This window comes from Mediterranea sp. ET5 (assembly GCF_023337025.1).
Classification (GTDB): Bacteria; Bacteroidota; Bacteroidia; order Bacteroidales; family Bacteroidaceae; genus Phocaeicola_A.
In genome coordinates this window covers 78249-97832 of record NZ_JAMBLN010000017.1, presented here as the reverse complement: position 1 = coordinate 97832, position 19584 = coordinate 78249, and the positions used below count along the sequence as shown (strand labels likewise).

At 51.3% G+C, this 19584-nt stretch carries 18 protein-coding genes, 2 tRNA genes and 1 pseudogene; 16 read left to right on the top strand and 5 right to left on the bottom strand.

The annotated features are described in order from the left end of the window. The first annotated feature begins 99 nt into the window (after nt 1-99). From M3087_RS10955 to M3087_RS10935, 5 genes are all read left to right on the top strand, one after another. Nucleotides 100-498: a hypothetical protein gene (locus M3087_RS10955; protein WP_022385433.1), complete on the top strand. Its 399-nt coding sequence runs from the start codon at nt 100-102 to the stop codon at nt 496-498. A 20-nt stretch (nt 499-518) separates the two neighbouring features. Beyond that, nucleotides 519-2213: an MAC/perforin domain-containing protein gene (locus M3087_RS10950; protein ID WP_249095702.1), complete on the top strand. Its 1695-nt coding sequence runs from the start codon at nt 519-521 to the stop codon at nt 2211-2213. 721 nt (nt 2214-2934) lie between these two features. Next, a tRNA-Gly gene (locus M3087_RS10945) sits at nt 2935-3007 on the top strand. Between the two features lie 9 nt (nt 3008-3016). Next, nucleotides 3017-3101: transfer RNA gene (locus tag M3087_RS10940), tRNA-Leu, on the top strand. Nucleotides 3102-3408: 307 nt separating this feature from the next. Further along, the gene (locus tag M3087_RS10935) at nt 3409-3993 is read left to right on the top strand and encodes a hypothetical protein (RefSeq protein WP_249095699.1); all 585 of its coding nucleotides are present in this window, start codon (nt 3409-3411) and stop codon (nt 3991-3993) included. A 208-nt stretch (nt 3994-4201) separates the two neighbouring features. On the opposite strand, the gene M3087_RS10930 is transcribed toward M3087_RS10935, so the two are convergent. The 4 genes from M3087_RS10930 to hcp form a co-directional block, all read right to left on the bottom strand. Then, the gene (locus tag M3087_RS10930) at nt 4202-4801 is read right to left on the bottom strand and encodes a nitroreductase family protein (RefSeq protein WP_249095698.1); all 600 of its coding nucleotides are present in this window, start codon (nt 4799-4801) and stop codon (nt 4202-4204) included. A 94-nt stretch (nt 4802-4895) separates the two neighbouring features. Next, nucleotides 4896-5423, bottom strand: a complete 528-nt coding sequence (locus tag M3087_RS10925; RefSeq protein ID WP_022385714.1) for a pyridoxamine 5'-phosphate oxidase family protein — start codon at nt 5421-5423, stop codon at nt 4896-4898. Beyond that, nucleotides 5420-5746: a DMT family transporter gene (locus M3087_RS10920; RefSeq protein WP_249095695.1), complete on the bottom strand. Its 327-nt coding sequence runs from the start codon at nt 5744-5746 to the stop codon at nt 5420-5422. Before M3087_RS10920 ends, M3087_RS10925 begins: the two co-directional genes overlap by 4 nt. A gap of 211 nt (nt 5747-5957) precedes the next feature. Continuing rightward, nucleotides 5958-7616, bottom strand: coding sequence for a hydroxylamine reductase (gene hcp, locus M3087_RS10915; protein WP_106484295.1), 1659 nt, complete (start codon nt 7614-7616; stop codon nt 5958-5960). 121 nt (nt 7617-7737) lie between these two features. On the opposite strand from hcp, the gene M3087_RS10910 reads away from it, so the two are divergent. Continuing rightward, complete coding sequence (locus M3087_RS10910) at nt 7738-8367, top strand: Crp/Fnr family transcriptional regulator (protein ID WP_022385712.1); 630 nt, start codon at nt 7738-7740, stop codon at nt 8365-8367. 104 nt (nt 8368-8471) lie between these two features. On the opposite strand, the gene M3087_RS10905 is transcribed toward M3087_RS10910, so the two are convergent. Then, entirely contained in the window at nt 8472-9302 is an 831-nt protein-coding gene (locus tag M3087_RS10905; RefSeq protein WP_249095693.1) for an SGNH/GDSL hydrolase family protein, read from the bottom strand. A 369-nt stretch (nt 9303-9671) separates the two neighbouring features. Between M3087_RS10905 and rplM the strand changes: the two genes are divergently transcribed. The 10 genes and pseudogenes from rplM to M3087_RS10855 all read left to right on the top strand — a co-directional run bounded on the left by rplM (nt 9672) and on the right by M3087_RS10855 (nt 19560). Beyond that, the gene (gene rplM / locus M3087_RS10900) at nt 9672-10133 is read left to right on the top strand and encodes a 50S ribosomal protein L13 (RefSeq protein ID WP_022385710.1); all 462 of its coding nucleotides are present in this window, start codon (nt 9672-9674) and stop codon (nt 10131-10133) included. Between the two features lie 6 nt (nt 10134-10139). Further along, nucleotides 10140-10526: a 30S ribosomal protein S9 gene (gene rpsI, locus M3087_RS10895; RefSeq protein ID WP_022385709.1), complete on the top strand. Its 387-nt coding sequence runs from the start codon at nt 10140-10142 to the stop codon at nt 10524-10526. A 206-nt stretch (nt 10527-10732) separates the two neighbouring features. Continuing rightward, nucleotides 10733-11563, top strand: a complete 831-nt coding sequence (rpsB, locus tag M3087_RS10890; protein WP_022385708.1) for a 30S ribosomal protein S2 — start codon at nt 10733-10735, stop codon at nt 11561-11563. 161 nt (nt 11564-11724) lie between these two features. Beyond that, complete coding sequence (tsf, locus tag M3087_RS10885; RefSeq protein WP_022385707.1) at nt 11725-12555, top strand: translation elongation factor Ts; 831 nt, start codon at nt 11725-11727, stop codon at nt 12553-12555. Between the two features lie 324 nt (nt 12556-12879). After that, nucleotides 12880-13164: a hypothetical protein gene (locus M3087_RS10880; protein ID WP_249095691.1), complete on the top strand. Its 285-nt coding sequence runs from the start codon at nt 12880-12882 to the stop codon at nt 13162-13164. 69 nt (nt 13165-13233) lie between these two features. Then, nucleotides 13234-14139: pseudogene (locus M3087_RS14380) on the top strand (DUF3575 domain-containing protein). Continuing rightward, nucleotides 14136-15050: a DUF5119 domain-containing protein gene (locus tag M3087_RS10870; protein WP_249095689.1), complete on the top strand. Its 915-nt coding sequence runs from the start codon at nt 14136-14138 to the stop codon at nt 15048-15050. The pseudogene M3087_RS14380 and the gene M3087_RS10870 overlap by 4 nt, the downstream one beginning before the upstream one ends. Nucleotides 15051-15331: 281 nt before the next feature. Next, a complete protein-coding gene (locus tag M3087_RS10865; protein WP_249095686.1) occupies nt 15332-15709 on the top strand; it encodes a fimbrillin family protein in 378 nt (125 codons plus the stop codon). Beyond that, nucleotides 15625-17601: a fimbrillin family protein gene (locus M3087_RS10860; RefSeq protein ID WP_249095685.1), complete on the top strand. Its 1977-nt coding sequence runs from the start codon at nt 15625-15627 to the stop codon at nt 17599-17601. The genes M3087_RS10865 and M3087_RS10860 overlap by 85 nt, the downstream gene beginning before the upstream one ends. Nucleotides 17602-18618: 1017 nt before the next feature. Further along, entirely contained in the window at nt 18619-19560 is a 942-nt protein-coding gene (locus M3087_RS10855) for a glycoside hydrolase family 43 protein (protein WP_249095683.1), read from the top strand. Nucleotides 19561-19584: the final 24 nt, after the last annotated feature.

Here is a 19584-nt window from a genome sequence, read left to right as displayed (position 1 = left end):
AGTGTTTAATCATTTGCAGATAGAGTTTTTTATATTATCTCTTGTTAAGTAGCTAATTGTAGAATGAATAATATATCTAATAACTTAAAGACATTGTGTATGAAAAAATTGTTTATTTTGATTGCTTGGGTCAGTGCATTTTTTATGTCTTGTTCAAAGGATGATTCTAATGATATCCTGTGGAAACCTGACACTTTGGTTGAGACGGTTTGGGAGGGGAGAATAATACGGGATAATATTGAAAATAAGATTGTCGTTTCTTTTGTCTCGAAAGAAGATGGATTTTGTTATATGAATTCAGATAAAACAATTTCTTGTTTGTTTGAATATGATATGACAAATAATCAAATCATTTTTTCTAATATCTATGATGGAGATAAGAACTTGATTATTGAAGGAATGTGGCATTTTGATGTGTCAGAAAAAAAAAGAATGCGACTCATTCAGTTTGAGGCTGCTGACAAGCAGAATGTAATAGAGATGAAAAGAATTTTGTAATAGGATAAATGGCTGTTATTATGAGGATTAGAGTATTATTGAGCCTTGCTTTTATCTTGGAATTGTGTGCTTGTTCAAATGATATTGAATTATTCCATGAAGTATTGAGATATGATGAATCTTTTAAAAAGGATTCTGTTGAATTTATTTTGAGGGGTAGGGATTCTCAATATCCGTGGAAGCAAAATCAAAAATCTGCTGGGAATTCAGAAACGAGAGCTGATATTAATTACAATTATCAATACCTAGGATGTGGCTTTCAGCCCAATACGTTGCCGTTGATCGATTTTAATAATATTACCTATCCGATATTGGATCTTGGTAAAATTTTGCAGATTGGTAAGGATAATAAACTTTTTGATTTGAAATCCTCAAGGTTTATTAATTCTTGGAGTTCTAATATTCAGACGTTTAATAGGTTTAATGAGTTTGCTCAATCAACTAGTGTTACTAAAGTTGTTAAAGGGGGATTTTCACTTGCTAATATACCAATAATAGGAGGTCTATTTGGCTTCGGCGCTAAGAAAAAGTATAAAGAGGTATTTAATACTTTGAGAGTTGATACGACGAGAGTGGTTTATGGAAAGTTAGATATTGTATATCGTGACTCTCTACATCGGATTCCGGTGTCAGAATCAACTCTTAAAGATTTGTCTGGATGTTATCATCCACGGTTTAAAAGAGATCTCTATGAGTCACCTATGCAGGATGTGCTTAGGACATATGGATATTTTATGGTCTCCGGAATTGAAAGTGGAGGATTGCTAACAGCATTATATTATGGACATTTTAATTCTCGTCGTTTGTATGAATATCGTGGTAAATCTATGAGTGATAGTATTAGCGCGACTTTGACATTTAAAAATGTAGGTGGAAGTGTGGATTTTTCATTGCATAAAAGTAGGGGGAACTCTACTTCAAATGTAATAAGATATCGTAGTATACATATGTCTTATCAGAGTTTGGGGGGTAATTCCATTTCGATGAATTTCACACCTCCGACTGAAATTGATAAATTGTCAGAAATTAGCTTTAGTTCTTGGGCTGAATCGCTACAAAACAAGAATCTATTGACCGTTATAGAATTCCCTGAAAACGGTTTAGTGCCTCTTTATGATATTTTGTTAGAGGAGAATTTTAAGGAGCGTATTAAGAAATATATGTTGCAAGGTGTTGACAATGTAACCCAGGGATTGATTGAACCATATATTTATATGGAAAGCTATGGTAATCAAGATGTACGTTTTGCTTCGTTGTCTTTAGTAACAAAATATGGAGATTATATTTTATTAGCGTCAAAACAATTTCCGGGAGGGATCCCTGTTAGTGATAAAAACCTTCAGTTAGTTTTTAATTCTATGATTGATAGAGGAAAAGCTTTTTTCCCAGGCTTAAAAGTGAAAGTTATTCACTATTATGTTAGTGTTCCCTGTCCTGAAGAAGATAAGGAAATAGCGATGTCTACGGTAGTATTGCCTTCTAGAGAATTTGTTTATGATGCTGGTTTCCAAAGTGGTGATATGTTTGATTGGGAATTTTGTACTTGTAGGGAAAATTCGAATATTTACATGATATGTCGAAATAGTCGAATAGCATTTACTTTAGCTGATAAGTCAACATGGAATCAATATTGTCTTTTAATGCCTACTGATATGAAGAATTTGAGAAAAGTTTCTTTGTCTGACTTAATAGGATACCGTTTTTTTGCTTTGTAATATAATTAAAATATAGTAAGCGCCCGCCTTTGATACAATAGATATCAAGTGGCGGGCTTCTTACTATTATGTAGTCATCTATGTCAGAAAGTTAAGTTGGAAATTGGATTCTTGAAGGGTAATGTCAGAAGTGTGCAATTTGTGCCATGTCTTTTGTTTATTATTTGTGTCAAAACTCATTTCTTGAAGATATGAACTTATAATTTGAAATTTGAGAATCCTAAAATACTGAAGAAAGGGCCGTATCATTACTCAATACAGAGTTTGACACGACCCTTTTAATTATTATGGTTATAATCTGTAACTTTGAGGAGTAGCCATTTTAGTTTTGACGCACCCTCAATTGAATATTTCTTTCAAAGTATAATTATTGCAATAAGGTGTTTTCATCTTCACTCATCAGATAATTTTTATCTTATCCCTTTTCTGTCAGTCATTTGTTGTTAAGGGAGAGATTTTTAATTAAGGGTTGTTCGATATAAATATTGTTTGTATAGAGCTAGATATGTATATATTATACGTTTATATAGGACTATCTAGTTTGAATTGATTATGTGCTCAACTGGACAATTGGCAAGGAAATATCCTTCCTTTCCGCTCCCTGCCGACAGTCCGCGAGGCGGAAAATGTAGCGGCGACTTTTGTGAAATCCAAAAAAACATATACCTTTGCAACCGCATCTGAAACGGACGATGCACTTTTCATGATTGTACATATTCTTGCGGAAATAGCTCAGTTGGTAGAGCACAACCTTGCCAAGGTTGGGGTCGCGAGTTCGAGTCTCGTTTTCCGCTCTGAAGGATGCTCGAATGGTGGAATCGGTAGACACGAGGGACTTAAAATCCCTTGGCCATTGCGGCTGTGCGGGTTCAAGTCCCGCTTCGAGTACGAAGAAAGCCTCTTAATCGATTGATTGGGAGGCTGTTTTATTTCCCTGCATTTCTCCTTCCAGTCCGTTGGTGCCGTTTTCAGAAACTTGAAGCTAATGGGATGTTTACCAATAAAATTGCGGATATTTGCAGTTTTAATCTGAGTATGGAGCGTCTTTTCCCAAAAATGCCTATCTTTGCTCGCGTATACATAAGTTGTGTGCAGACATATTGAAAGAAAGTGCATTTTCACTTTGTTCCATTGACGTGAACTTCGACAACTCACAAGTAAGAACGGAATGATGTGGGAAAGACGCTCTCTTTGTATGCGTATATTCGTGCCCTTACGGGTATATCATACAGAGCGAGGTATTTATTCTCCTTATCTATCTTACAGGAAGTCGAAGTCCTACGTCAAGGGTAAGGTTCGGAATGAAGGCCTCGCTTTCCTTTTTTATGTTCTCTTCCTTACAGAAACGAATCCGACACATCGCAGGGTGACGGTGAACGGCAAGACCTATGTGGAACCTACCGGAGATATTGGTACATTTTCCGAATTTGTAAGTCATACTGCAGTTCAGATTGAGATCGAAGTGGCACCGAAGGAGACTGCCGGGGTGCAGTACTACCCGAGGCTCAGTATCCTTTTCCGTGCCGATCACTTCTTCCCGTATATGGTAAGCAAGGGGTATACGCTCACTCTTCATGACGACACCTGGATTGGCTACATCCCTTCCGCAAAGGGAGAAATTACCAACTACACCCGCTACGTCAGTGGAAAAATAATCTTCCAAGGTTTTTCGAATGGCATTGTAACCCTCCAGCTGGATAACGTCACGTTTGCTGATAAGAATAACCAGTTGAATGTCATCACGCTGAACGGGGCCTTGGACTTTGAATATAGCGTCTGATGAACAATCTCTGACAATAAAAGTTGCGGCGTCGCTGACGAATCACTCGCCGGCTGGCGCCGCTAAGAGAGTCTTTATTATCAGCTCCGGCAACAGAGATTGACTGTGGTGGAAAATCTCGAGTGATTGCATAAAAAAAGAAAGGTGCATCGTGCATCACGACACACCTTCGCCCTCTTTTATTGGGATATCCCCAAGAAAAGACGCTCTAACGGACGCTTACCACTTGGTCGAGTGGCAGACGCTTCTTAGGATTCTTTGTCGGTTGGTTGGGATCTTCTGTGTCACGATAGCCGATGGCCACGGCGAACAGAGTCTTGTAGCCTTGTAAGCCTACGATCCGGTCGTAAGCAGCAGTATCGATTCCCTCCATCGGGGTACTGTCAATCTGCATTTCAGCACAGGCCGACAAGAAAAATCCCAATGACAGGTATACTTGGTGCTGCATCCAGTTTTTGATAGCTGCTTCTCCTTTGGGCTTTACCATATTTTGGAAATAGGCAACGGCCCCTTCGGGCAAGTGAGCTTTAATCCGGGTCTCAAAAGCATCGATATCGTCCAATACGGAGAAAACAATCACGTGGCTGGCAGCATTGATTTTTTCTTCATTGAAGAATGATACCGAGGCAAGTTGCTTCTTCAAGCTCTCATCACCAACAAAAGTAAACTTCCAAGGTTGGCTGTTGATGGAAGAAGGGCTTAAGCGAAGGATTTCTTGCAGTTCTTGAATTTGTGTGTCTGATACTTTTTTACCGGCGTCATACCGCTTGGTGGTATAACGTGTCTGTGCTAATTCCAGGAATTTCATGACTTTAAATCTTATCTGTTTGATTGTATGATGCAAAATTAAGTTTTTCGTAGAAGTCTTTCGGCAGAAGTGCCTCTGTATTTCACGTCTGAATTTATCTTTTTCTCATTCGGGTGAGTTCGATAGCTTCCTTTCCGGTGATATGTTCGATGGTAAAGTCTATCATGTGCATGGCCTGGTGAGACTTCTTGATTTCCTTGTCCAGCCCCTCTTCGTCATCTTTGAAGAAGCGGTGTCCTAGCAGTCTTGTCGCAGCCATCTTTTCATCGGGGTCATCAATGATGCGCACCCGACCAAAGCAGATGACGCTGGTGAAATAGGTAGTAAACTCTGCTGGATGTATATCGTCTTTTGTTATGACTGTGAATGAAGCTTTGGGATACTTGCGGATAGCATCGACCTTGTGTCCACGCAATGCTGTGTGGAAATACAAGTGCCTGTCGTGGTAGACATGGCTGATAGGTACACCGTAGGGATATCCTTCATCACCCAACAGGCAAAGCACTCCCGATGTAGCTGATTCCAAGATATTGAGTGTTTCTTTTTCTGATAGTTGCTGACGTATCCTCCGCATGGGGCGGAAGGGCACCTGATGAGTGTCTGGGCGAGATGAATTTGTCATATTGATACGATTTTAAGTCCTATAATGCTGAGAATTAATGTTGAGATAAATAGGATGCGGGCTGCTGTGACAGGCTCATGAAAGAAAAAGATACCAAGCAGCACAGTGCCTGCTGCTCCAATGCCGGTCCAAACGGCATAAGCTGTTCCGATGGGTAACGATTGTGTCGCCTTGATCAGTAGATAGATACTAAGAATGTAGAGAGGGACGAACGCGACATACCATAAGAACCGCTGCGTTCCGGCGGCTTCCTTTGCACTGCCAAGGCAAAAAGTGAAGCCACATTCGCATAGTCCGGCAAGCACTAATATTATCCAATTCATATTTGTGTGTCTGGCTATCCTTCTTGAGGGCTGCAGCAAAACCCGGCGTCTCCTGCTGAGGATTGAAAAGTGCTACAAAGGTAGCATAATTGCTTGAGGTATCAAGAGATGGTTGAGGCTTTTTGATTGAAAAGTTGCGGCGCCACCGACGAATCACTCGCCGGCTGGCGCCGCTAAGAGAGTCTTTAGGGACTATATGGTTATGAATCGATTAGGCTCCCAGTCCGAAGAGTTCGAGGTCGCTCTCCACTTCACCGATACCACCGATGCCGAAGTTCTCGACCAGCACCTTGGCTACACCCGGAGACAGGAAGGCGGGGAGTGTCGGACCGAGGTGGATGTTCTTCACACCGAGGCTCAGCAGGGCGAGCAGTACGATGACCGCCTTCTGCTCATACCATGCGATGTTGTAGGTGATGGGCAGGTCGTTGACATCGGCAAGCTGGAAGATTTCCTTGAGCTTGAGGGCGATGACGGCGAGCGAGTAGGAGTCGTTGCACTGTCCGGCGTCAAGCACGCGAGGGATGCCGTTGATGTCGCCCAAGCCCAGCTTGTTGTAGCGATACTTGGCACATCCGGCAGTGAGGATAACCGTATCCTTCGGCAGACGGCGTGCAAACTCCGTGTAGTACTCGCGGCTCTTCATGCGTCCGTCACAACCACCCATCACGATGAAGCGGCGGATGGCTCCACTCTTCACAGCTTCCACAACAGGCTCTGCCAGGGCAACCACTTGGTTGTGGGCGAAACCGCCCAGGATTTCTCCGTGCTCGATTTCCGTCGGCGGCTGACATTGCTTGGCGAGGGCGATGATTTCGCTGAAGTCCTTGCGTCCGTCAGGTCCGGTCGGGATATGCTTGAAGCCGGGATAACCGGTGGAGTTGGCAGTGAACACGCGGTCCTTGTAGTTGGCGTTGGGCAGGGGCGGCACGATGCAGTTGGTCGTGAAGAGAATCGGCCCGTTGAAGGTGCTGAACTCTTCGCGTTGTTTCCACCAGGCGTTGCCATAGTTGCCCACGAAGTGCTCATACTTCTTGAAGGCAGGATAGTAGTGACCCGGGAGCATCTCGCTGTGTGTGTAGACGTCCACACCCTGGTCCTTGGTCTGTTCCAGCAGGTCCTCCAGGTCGCGCAGGTCGTGACCGCTGATGAGGATTCCCGGACGGTTGCGTACGCCGATGTTCACCCGTGTCATCTCGGGCTGTCCGTAACGGGAGGTGTTGGCTGTGTCGAGAAGCGCCATGGTCTTCACGCCGAATTCACCGGTCTTCATCACGAGGTCGATCAGCTCGTTGACCGCCGGCTTGCTGGTGGCGATAGTTGCCAGTGCATGTTGCATGAACTCATGGATGGACTCGTCGTCATGGTCAAGACGCATCGCATGTTCCAGATAGGCTGCCATACCCTTCAATCCGTAGACAACCAGCTCCTTCAGCGAGCGGCTGTCTGCATCCGTTTCGCGCAGTACGCCTACTGTAGCTGCTTTCTCTGCATAGTCCTCGCGGCTGCCGTTCCACGTCAGTTCGTCGACGGCCGGAAGAGATACACCCAGGCTTCGGGCTTCCTCGATGAGGTTGTTGCGCAACACCAGTCCGCGGTCCACACGTCCGAGGATGCTCTCCACATCGAAGTTAGCGTTGGTAATGGTTGAGAACAAGGCATCCACCACGAAGTTGTTCGCTTCCGGTCTTACCTTGTGGCCCGACTTGCGCAGGGCGTCGGTGACTACTGATACACCCCGTACGACGAAGAGCAACAGGTCCATTGATGTTGCCGTACGGCTGTCTTTTCCACATACACCTTTCACGGTGCATCCCGTTCCACGGGCTGCTTCCTGGCATTGGAAGCAAAACATAGCATTTTCTGTCATGGTTTTGTCTTTTTAGGCGCTGCAACTGCGCGGTTTTTCTTATTTTTGTGCTGCAAAGATGCTGATTCCTGTCGGCTGAAGTTGTAACGTATGTGACACGAACCCTTAAAGAATGTAAATCATGAACATGACCCGAGTGCTGGACCATCCGCTTTTTGACGGAATCCGGGAGAGTGAACTGAAGGCATTGCTGGAGATGCCGGGCAATGCGGTGCGCCGTTATCAAACAGGAGATTTCATCGCCTTGCAGGGAGACCCCTGCCGGGCGCTTTACATACTGGCTGAAGGGGACGCCCTGGCGCAGATGGTCAGTCCGGAAGGCAAGCAGCTGACCATTGACCATCTGAAGGCGGTTGAGCTGTTGGCGCCGGCTTTCCTCTTCGCGTCCGAGAACCGTTTCCCGGTCAACCTGGAGGCGCAGGAGGCGTGCGAGGTAATTGCCGTTGGTCGGGACAATTTCCTGGAGGCAATGCACGGCAATCCGCGGCTGATGCAGAATTTCCTTCAGGTCATTTCCGAACGCAGCCTGTTCCTGAGCCGCAAGCTCAACGAGTTTGCCTTGCAAGGACTGAAAGAGCGGTTGCTCAACTACCTGAAGCTGAACGGGACCATCCGCAATCAGAAGGAGGTGGCCTACATCCTGGGAGTAGCGCGTCCGTCGTTGGCACGTGCAGTCTCCGAACTGGTTGCTGAAGGGCGTGTCGTGGCAAGTGGGAAAGAATTCAAGGTCGTCGGGATGCACCGCGGCTGAAGGAGCGGATACAGAAACACCCGGATACAGAGGCTTGTGCCGGCATGGTTGCCGTACATGCTTCCTCTGTATCCGGGTGTTCCGTTGCCTTGTACCTGACGCTTCTAGAAGGACGCAGGCAATGCCTGCAGCTGGTACATCAGTGTCAGTGCCATGCGGCGATGCCCTTCGGCATTGGGATGCAGACGATCCGTGTCCCGGGTGTGGAAATAGGGGGCATGAGCATCATTCATCGGGTAGAGCCCGCTCAGGCTGTTCAGGTCGATGACCGGCACTGCCCACACATTGGCAGTCTCTTTTACTGCCGACACGTAGGAGTCGACATACAGCCCCAGTTTGTTGGGGAACGCCTCTTCCGGCTGGATGTTCTCGTTGCTGAAGCGTGCCGCTCCGCGATGGATGGGAGTCAGCACGATGATTTGCTGGGTGGGGAAGTTGGTCTTCAGGTAATCCATGGCGCGGTTGATGCGTCCACGGAAAGTCGCGCCGTTCGTTTGCGGGATGCGGCGTGCACGAGTCTCCGTCCCTCCACCCTTGACGACGGTTTCCGTCTGGGCATAGTCATACCATTCGCCCAAGGGCACTCCGGCATTGTAGTCATTGGTTCCTGCGAAGATGAGGATGGCATCGACCGCTTTTCCTTCGGCTTTCAGGCGTTCAGCCTGACGCAGCACACCATCCCACTGGTTGCCGTTCTTGGCATACACCTGTGGGTCGATGCCCAACCATTCTGCAAGATACTCCCAGTAGCACTTGGTGGTTCCTACACGGACGGAATCGGTGATGGAGTCGCCCAGGAAGGCCACCCGTTTTCCCTTCCACTGGTTGGCAGTTGCTTGTACCGGTTCATCGGACGCCGGTTGTGAAGATGCCGGGAATGCCGGCAGAGCTGTCAGCAGGGCCGACAGCAGACAGACAGATAGTTTCATGTACATCGTATATTTAAGTATTAAGTGTCATGTGTGATGACAGGCAAAAGTAGCCAATTCGGTTGAGAGTCATTCCTCCCGGACTGATATTTTCGCTGGAGGCACAGAAGCAAAATGATACTTGTCCCGGTCTGCGGGGGCTCTTCTGTGGAGGGGCTCTTCGGTTCACTATAAACTCATTAGCTAATCTTTGGCAGTAAAAAAAGAAAGATGATTTGTTTGCAGATTAATGGAAAAACCGTACCTTTGCAAGCCGATTATTATCTAGACGCTCTAAAAGTTTAGAATTAAGCGTGTTAATAGCCCGGTAAGAGGGTGGTTAGCGCTGCAAAAGAAAAAGTTTTTTAGTAGTTAACATTTAAAAAATTATTAAGAGTGGATACTTTAAGTTACAAGACCATTTCTGCAAACAAAGAGACTGTGACCAAAGAATGGGTCGTAGTTGATGCCACCGATCAGGTGCTCGGTCGCCTCGGTGCAAAAGTTGCGAAACTGTTGAGAGGAAAGTATAAACCCAACTTTACCCCTCACGTAGACTGCGGTGACAATGTGATCATCATCAACGCAGACAAAGTGAAATTGACCGGAAACAAATGGAACGACCGCATTTATCTGAACTTCACCGGCTATCCCGGCGGACAAAGAGAGATTACTCCGGCTCGTTTGATGGCTCGTCCCAACGGTGAGGACAAATTGCTCCGCCGTGTTGTGAAGGGCATGCTTCCGAAGAACCGTCTGGGTGCCAAATTGCTGGGCAACCTGTACATCTATGCCGGCAGCGAGCACAAGCACGAGGCTCAGAACCCGAAATCAATCGATATCAACTTACTTAAATAATAAAGAATGGAAGTAGTAAACGCATTAGGCAGACGTAAAAGCGCGATCGCTCGCGTGTTCGTTAGCGAAGGTACAGGAAAGATTACTATTAACAAGCGCGACCTTGCACAGTACTTTCCATCAACTATTCTTCAGTATGTCGTAAAGCAACCGTTGAACAAGCTGGGTGTTGCTGAAAAATATGATATTAAGGTTAATCTTTGCGGTGGTGGTTTCACCGGACAGTCTCAGGCTCTCCGTCTGGCCATTGCACGTGCATTGGTTAAAATCAATCCGGACGATAAGAAAGCGCTGCGCAGCGAAGGCTTCATGACACGCGATGCTCGTGAGGTTGAACGTAAGAAACCGGGACGTCCGAAGGCACGTAGAAGATTCCAGTTCAGTAAACGTTGATTTGAGTTCATAAGTTTTTTGGTTTATAAGTTTGTAAGTGGTGCTTCCGTGAGGAAGTCGCTTAGAACTCAAGGAACTTAAAAACTCAAGAACTTAGCGACTTGAAACTTCGTTTAGTATCTAAACTGTCGGGACTCCCGAAAGATGGACTACCCGGTGGTTGGTGAAAACAAAAAAGAATGTAAACGATTTAAAGAATAAACACAATGTCAAGAGTAACATTTGATACTTTATTGGAAGCAGGTTGCCACTTTGGTCACTTGAAAAGAAAGTGGAACCCCGCAATGGCTCCGTATATCTTCATGGAACGCAATGGTATTCACATCATTGACCTCCATAAAACAGTAGCTAAGGTTGATGAAGCAGCCGAGGCTCTGAAGCAAATCGCTAAATCAGGAAAGAAAATCCTGTTTGTTGCTACTAAGAAACAAGCTAAGCAAGTCGTAGCCGACAAGGCTGCGTCTATAAACATGCCTTACGTAATCGAGCGTTGGCCGGGTGGTATGTTGACGAACTTCCCGACTATCCGTAAGGCTGTGAAGAAGATGGCTACCATCGACAAACTGACAAGCGATGGTACTTACTCCAACCTCTCCAAGAGAGAAATCCTCCAGATCTCCCGTCAACGTGCCAAGTTGGACAAGAACCTCGGTTCCATTGCCGACCTGACCCGTCTGCCGTCTGCCTTGTTCGTGGTTGACGTCATGAAGGAAAACATTGCCGTACGTGAGGCCAACCGTCTGGGTATCCCCGTATTTGCAATCGTTGATACGAACTCAAACCCTAACAACGTGGATTTCGTAATCCCGGCTAACGACGATGCCAACAAGTCTATCGAGGTTATCCTCGACGCTTGCTGTGGTGCCATCGCTGAAGGTCTGGAAGAAAGAAAAGCCGAGAAAGTTGACATGGAAGCTGCCGGCGAAGCTCCGAAGACCAGAAAGAAAGGTGCTTCCAAGGCTCGTCTCGACAAATCAACCGAAGAGGCTATCAATGCAAGTAAAGCTGCTGCTTTCATTAAAGAAGACGAAGCTTAATCCTCTGATTGAAGCAACTACATAGGTAAGAGTTGAAAGTTGAGAGTTGAGAGTTGAGATGTGTTTCCGTCCCTGTACTTTCACCTTCAGCCTTCAACTCTTATCCTTTTTTATAAAACTCCCTTTTGAATATTCATTAACCCAATAAAAAGAAGAAAACTATGGCTGTAAGTATGGCTGATATTACCAAGCTCCGCAAAATGACCGGAGCCGGTATGATGGATTGCAAGAACGCTTTGACCGAAGCTGAAGGCGATTTCGACAAGGCAATGAAGATTATCCGTGAAAAAGGACAGGCTGTAGCTGCCAAGCGTTCTGACCGTGAAGCGTCTGAAGGCTGTGTGCTGGCTAAGGTTGCCGACGGATTCGGTGCAATCATCGCTTTGAAATGTGAAACCGACTTTGTGGCTAAGAACGAAGACTTCGTGAAGCTGACCAACGATATCCTGGATGCTGCCATCGCACACAAGTGCAAGACTTTGGACGAGGTGAAGGCACTCCCCTTGGGCGACACAACTGTGGCTCAGGCTGTGACCGACCGCAGCGGCATCACCGGAGAGAAGATGGAACTGGATGGCTACATGACCATCGAGGCTCCTGTCATCGCCGTTTACAACCACCAGAACAAGAACTTCCTCTGCACCATGGTTGCCTTGAACAAGGCTGTGGAAGGTGCTGAACGCATCGGTCACGAAGTGGCTATGCAGGTGGCTGCCATGAACCCGCTTGCCATCAGCGAAGCAGATGTTCCTGCTGACGTATTGGCTAAAGAGAAGGAAATCGCTGCTGACAAGGCTCGTCAGGAAGGCAAACCCGAGAACATGATCGAGAAGATTGCCATGGGCCGCATCGGCAAGTTCTACAAGGAGGTTTGCTTGCTCAAGCAAGAGTACATCCAGGACGCCAAGATGACAGTTGCCGACTTCTTGAAGGCTGCTGACAAGGACTTGACCGTGACTGCATTCAAACGCTTCACATTGCGTGCTGAATAATCCACACACAGCGGACCCCCGTCAATTCTAAGAAGGGCTGCATCTCCTAACCGCGGGATGCAGCCTTTTTCATAGATACGGGGAGATGGGAAGGCACCTACAGGCTTCTTCGGTCTGGGGGTGCCTTTCTTTGTTTACGGGGATGCCTTTCGGCGGAACGGCTCTCCTCTCTTCCTTCTTCAGATACTTTCCGCAAACACATCAGGACTTTTCTTCAGACGTTTCCCTCCTGAACTTCCGTACTTTGCAGTGCTAAGGAAGGAGGCCGGCTGGATGTTTCGCCGACGTTCTCCTTCGTCTGTCAAATGAAAAGGTCGAAACGATATGAGGATACATTCACTTAAGGTCCTTCTGTGGGCAGGGATGCTGTCGCTCTGCGGAACGGCTGCTGCCCGGATACAGGCACAGAACGATACATTGGACCTCCGTATTTACTACCGTCAGGGAGACGCACGGCTTGATGAGGACTACCGGCAGAACGGAGTACACCTCTCGTCGGTGCTCGATGCGCTGCGTCGGTTGGCTGACGGTTCCCCGGATGCCGTCCGGAGGCTGGAGATTGTCTCTGGTGCTTCGCCGGAAGGACGGGCTGACTTCAACCTGCACTAGTCCCGGCGCCGCACGAACGCGCTGGGGGACTATCTGCGTACACGGGTACCCCACAGCCTCTTCACTCGGATGGACACCCGTTCGCTGGGCGTCGATTGGGACGGACTGGAACGCCTCGTCGAACAGTCGGACATGCCCCACCGTGACACGGTGCTTCACATCCTGCGCCACACTCCCGAGTGGGTGTTGACCAACGGTGTGGTGACCGATAGCCGGAAGAGGCAGTTGAGCATGCTGGCTGGAGGCAGCCCCTGGCGCTACATGGAACGGCACTTCTTCCCGAGCCTGCGTTGCTCCCACCTGAGGGTCTACACCGACGGTCCGTTGCAGACTGCGACGGACGGGGCGGCAATTCCCTGTCCCGTGCAGGACACGATTTATATCGAGCGCGAGTGCGTCCGTACGCTGGTCGAACGGGACACCTCCTACGTCTATTCACTCTATATGGCGGTGAAGACCAATCTGCTCTACGATGCCTTGCTGGTGCCGAACCTGGCGCTGGAGTTCTATCTCGGCAATCGCTGGTCGCTCTCGGGCGGCTGGATGTATGCCTGGTGGAAGAACGACACGCGTCATCGCTATTGGCGGATTTACGGCGGCGAACTGGAACTGCGGCGTTACTTCGGCAGGAAGGCGGAAGAGAAGCCTCTCACCGGACATCACCTCGGCATTTACCTTCAGGGACTGACCTACGACTTCGAGTGGGGTGGCGAGGGATACCTCAGTCACTGGACCTACGGCGCCGGTATCAGCTATGGCTACTCGTTGCCTGTGGCGCGCCGCTTCAACCTGGACTTCGGGTTGGGCGTGGGCTATCTGGGTGGCACTTAAGACACGTATATCCCCACGGAGACCTGTTATGCCTGGCAACGCCGGTCGCGCCGTCACTGGTTTGGACCGACGAAAGCGGAAATCACGCTCGTCTGGCTCCTGGGACGGAACAACTATAATATAAGGAAAGGAGGCAGACGATGAAGAGAAACCTGTACATCCTGCTGACCCTGTTCGCCGTGCTGCTTGCCGGCTGTGAACACAAGGACTTCTGCTGCCGCTGCCTGCAGGCGGACGATGTGGAGGTGGTGTTCGACTGGAGCCGTTCGCCCGATGCGGACCCGGCGTCCATGAAGGTCTACTTCTTCCCCGAAGGCGGGGGAGAGGCGCTTGTCTACGAGTTCGCCGACATTCACGGAGGCAGCATCCGGCTGCCCGCCGGCAACTACCGCGCCGTGTGTGTCAACAGCGACACGGAATTCCTGCATTACGAACACACTGACCGCTTCGACTCCATCCGTGCCTGTACCGGCGGAGGCGTGTCGGGGCAGTTGCCGGGGACGGACGGCGAAGAGTTCCGCAACGCCCCCGACCGGATATGGACCGACCGGCTCGAGACATTCACCATCGGGCACAGCCCGGACCAGCGGCGTGTCATCTTCCGCCCCGCTCCCTCGGTCTGCCGGTACACCGTGGAGATACGCAATGTCTCCAACCTCGGTTACCTCGGCAGTACGGGTAGCCTCCGCGGTTCGCTGACGGGCTTGTCCGACGGACTTCTGCTTGGCACCGGCGAGCCGTCGGGCCATCCGGTGACCCTCCCTTTTGAGGCGACACACGACGGGAAGTCCACCATCACGGCAGATTTCCTGACTTTCGGTCCTCCCGCCGGAGCGACGGGAAAACACCTGTTGCGCATCTACGTGCAGCTGCCTGACGGCAAGAAGGTCTACTACACGTTCGACGTCACCGACCAGGTGCGTCACGCCCCCGACCCGCGCAACGTCCACATCGTGCTCGACGGGCTGACACTGCCCAAGCCCCTGGCAAACGGGAGCGGCTTCCGTCCGACTGTCGACGACTGGCAGGAGGTCGAGGTGCCCCTGCGCATGTGAGGTGGCGGATGAGGCTGCCCGTCGGCAGGACCGGTACCGCCCCGGCACATACACTTGTCTATGTTTTATCCATTTAATGTATAACTTATGAAAGCGAAACTCTTATTCATGACTTTGAGCGTCGCCGCACTGGCATCCTGCTCAAACGACGAAACACTCGACACGAACCGGAGCGCCATCTCCTTCCGTTCGCTCGTGGAAGGCATGACCCGCGGTACCTCGGTGACCGTAGCCAACCTGGACCAGTCCAAGGTGACTGCCGTGGCAACGGAAAAGTCTATATGGACAAAGTCGCCGTCAACGGCTCGGAAAGCGGAGCCAAGTGGGCGACTGAAGGAACCTACTACTGGCCCGCCTTCCAGCTGGACTTCTACGGCTATGCACCGGCTGACGCACAGGGCGTGACGCTCAACGAGACCACTCGGACGATTGCCGACTTCACGCCCGCACAGAAGGTCGAGGAACAGAAGGACCTGGTCATCGCCTGTAACACCGAAACGAAGGAGTCCAACCAGGAGACCGGTGTGCCCATGAACTTCCGCCATGCCTTGTCGCAGGTGGTTGTCAAGGCCAAGTGCCCCGCCGAGAACATGAAGGTGGAGGTCATCGGCATCAAGGTGGCAAACTCTATGCCGACACCATTGTGTCCGCTTCCCTGACCGACGGACAGGACACCCCGGCGCCGGTCCGTGCCCTGCCGGTCGGTACGGACAACTTCTACGACACCTTCGGTGTGTCGGCATACGCCTACACCGGCGACTGGAGCGACGACTGTACGCCCAACTACATGTACGACGTGGCAGTCGCCCCGTCCGGCAAAGTCTGGGCTTCCGCCAACACCTACTACTGGCCCGGCAGCACCTGCCGCCTGCGCTTCTTCGCCTATGCACCCCGCGGGAACGATGCCTACGCCTTCTCCGGTGCGGACGCCGCGGGAGCGCCGACCCTGCGCTGTGTCATCCCTGCCGAAGCCGGCGAGCAGAAGGACCTGCTGGTCGCCTCGACCGACGGCTTGCCGGGTGACCACCACCAGGCAGTCCCGCTGACGTTCCGCCATGCCCTGACCGCCGTGCGCTTCGTCTGTGGCGACGACATGCGTCCGGGCACCATCCGGCGCATCACCCTGAAGGAGGTCTGTACGTCCGGCGTCTATGACCTTGGCGCGGCACAGTGGTCGTCGGTGGACAACCCCTCGGCCTTCGTTCAGGAGCTTGACACACCGACGGAAGGGACAGCCGACGTGTCCCTCACCACCGGACCGCAGACCTTCATGATGCTGCCGCAGACCCTGCCTGCCGGAGCAAAAATCGAGATTCTCTTCAACGACGGCACCGAGGACTACCTGCTGACAGCCTCCATCGGCGGCACCCTGTGGCCCATGGGGAAGACCGTTACTTACCGCATCTCCACCACGTCCATCAACTGGGTGTACACGCTGGAGGCGAAGGGTCCGCGGCCCTATTCCTTCCGGGGCGAATACGATGAATACGCCGTGACGAGCTACCGCACGCATGTGGTGACCGGGCAGCAGGAACCTGTCGCCTGGAGCGAAACCTATTCGCTGGACGGCGGAAAGAGCTGGACCGACGTGCCTCCCCGCTGGACAAACGGCTTTGTCGGGTCGGGGGAAGGCAGCACGAAGCCCCGGTCCTACTCGCTGTATGTCCGGGAACAGGCGCCCGTCATCCACAACGGGGCGGCGGAGAAGCTGATGAACACACCGCCCAGGGGAACGGCGGACCGTCCGTGGAACCTCTCGAACCGGACGGGTGCCGACGCGGTGGAGAACACGGCGAACTGCTACGTCATCAACGGACCGGGGCACTACTGCTTCCCCCTTGTCTACGGCAACGCCATCCGCAACGGAGCCGACAACCCGGCAGCCTACAGTTCCACCAGCACCAACCCCTACGTGCTCAAGCAGTTCGTCAACTACATCAATAACCCCATCACCAAGCCCTACATCGACGAGGGCTATGCCTACCCGTTGACTTCGGCGGAAATCCTGTGGCAGGACGAACCGGGGCTGGTGACGGACGTCCGCTACCACGCCGAGCCGGGGCGGGGCACCATCTCGTTTGCCGTCCCCCGGGAGACCATCAAGGAGGGGAATGCGGTCATTGTGCTGAAGGACGAACGCGGGCAGGTCATCTGGTCGTGGCACATCTGGGTGACTTCTGCCGACGTGGAGCATACCATCCGCGTGAAGACGTTCCATGCAAAGGAAGCATACGTGCGCGTCTTCGAGTTCATGCCGGTCAACCTCGGCTGGTGCGGGATGGCCGAAGTGGAGTACCCCGGGCTTCCATGTGCCGCCCGTCACGGCATTCACCCGCTGTGCGGTCCTGAAGGAGGGACCGCCCGTCATGGCAGATGCCAACGGCACGTGGGACGACACGCAGAAAGGCTTCCGCTTCTACTGCGACGAGACGAAGTCCGGCACGGTCTTCCTGCCTGCACAGGGCATGAGGACCTATGTGAACGGAAAGGTCGTCGACTATGCCAAGTTCGGATATTACTGGACAGCGGGCAATGCCTACCGCGACCATAAGCCGGGCCCGGCGCCCGCTCCGCCTGCTGATGCGCCCTCCTGCGGACATACGATGATGTTCCGGGGGGATGTCAAGGTGGTCGACCCCTTCACCTGTTCCGGACATGCGTATGCGCTGCCGGTCCGTGCCGTGAGGGAGGAAGCGAATTGACAGACTGACGCCATTCGGCGGTTTTCTCTGTCATAATTTCCCGATTTGGCATTTTCAGCTGACGCGTACTTTGACAGTTTCATCTCTTCTAGAGAAAAGTTGAATACATATTTTAAGATACGACCGTCGGAATGGGTCGGTATTTTCATCCTGTTAACACAAAAACGGAGGTGCGAAGCCTTTCCCGGCACGGTGTGAACCCGTTTCCACCGTCGTACGGACAGGTCCGCACCACCGTACCGACCCATCCGTACCGTCGTGGCGACGCGTCCGCACGAAAAGAGGCCTCTGTTTTGTCTGGATTCTTTACCTGTTTTCATTTTTAGACGGACGAGGCGTCCTGTTTCTCATCTGTTATATTGACGACTTTCCGGATGGTTTGCTGACTTTTAAGCGGAAAATCCGTGTCAGTGTGGAATGAAAAGACAGGAAAACGAGGAAAGGAACTACAATGTGTATTTTGCGAATCGCCCGAGAAGGCGCTTTCTGCTCACCAACTCGCAGTTGGGTGCAAGGAAGGCCCTTCTCGGGCGATTCGTTTGACATTTTGACAAATTGTCATCTGTCCGTTCCGCTGTTCGCCGGGCACAACCTGCACCCCTGTCGGACTTCCTTCCGGGGGAGAGAGCGGGGCTGGCGTGCGGAGAGACGGACGCACGGTTTCCCTGCCGGCGTCCGCCTTTCCCGCCGGGAGCAGGAGGGGCGGGAGCGCCCGTTTCGTTGCGGCTCTGAAAGAAACTTAAAAGATGCGTTGAATGTTAAACCTTGGGGCGTTCCCGGAGTCGTATGTGCGTACATGAATGTCATCTTTTGTGTATCTTTGTCAACCTGGAGTAATGAACCAACTTAAAACATTCCATCTGAATATGAAAACACTGACCAAGGTCGGAGTGGCACTCTCCGCGCTGCTCTCGCTGGGTGCATGCAGCCAACCCGCAAACGAAGCTCCCCAGGATTACTATATGTTTACTTCTTTCCATGAACCTGCCAACGAGGGACTGCGCTTCCTCTACAGTGCGGACGGCATCCACTGGGACAGTGTGCCGGGGACCTGGCTCAAGCCGGAGCTGGGCGACAGCATCCTGCGCGACCCGTCCATCATTGTGGGCAAGGACAGTATCTTCCACCTGGTGTGGACGCTCTCCTGGCGCGGCAACACGGGCTTCGGCTATGCACGCTCGAAGGACCTCGTGCACTGGAGCGACCAGCGGCGGATTCCTGCGATGGACTCCATGCCGTCAACGGTCAACGTGTGGGCGCCCGAGTGGTTCTATGACGACGTGAACGACTGCTACATGGTCATCTACTCGTCGTGTGTCCCCGAGCGGAAGTTCGACCTGGGCGTGGAGGAAGAGAACAACAACCACCGCCTCTACTACGTCACCACCCGGGACTTCGAGACCTTCTCCGCTCCCGAGCTGCTCTACGACCCGGGCTTCAGCTGCATCGACGCCACGCTGGTGAAACGGGGCGAGCAGGACTACGTGATGGTGCTCAAGGACAACACCCGTCCGAACCGCAACCTGAAGGTGGCGTTCGCCAAGCGCCCCACGGGACCCTACACCGCCGCATCGTCGCCCTTCACCGGGTTCCTGGTGGAAGGTCCCTCGGTGGAGAAGCTGGGCGACGACTACCTCATCTACTTTGACGACTACCAGAACCACATCTACGGAGCGGTGAAGACGCGCGACTTTGCCGACTTCACCCCGATGACCGACAGTGTGAGCATCCCCAAGGGACACAAGCACGGCACCATCTTCCGCGCCCCCGAAGCCGTGGTGAAAGGCCTGCTCGACCAGGCGAAGTGAACGGATACTCCCTGAATGCAACGA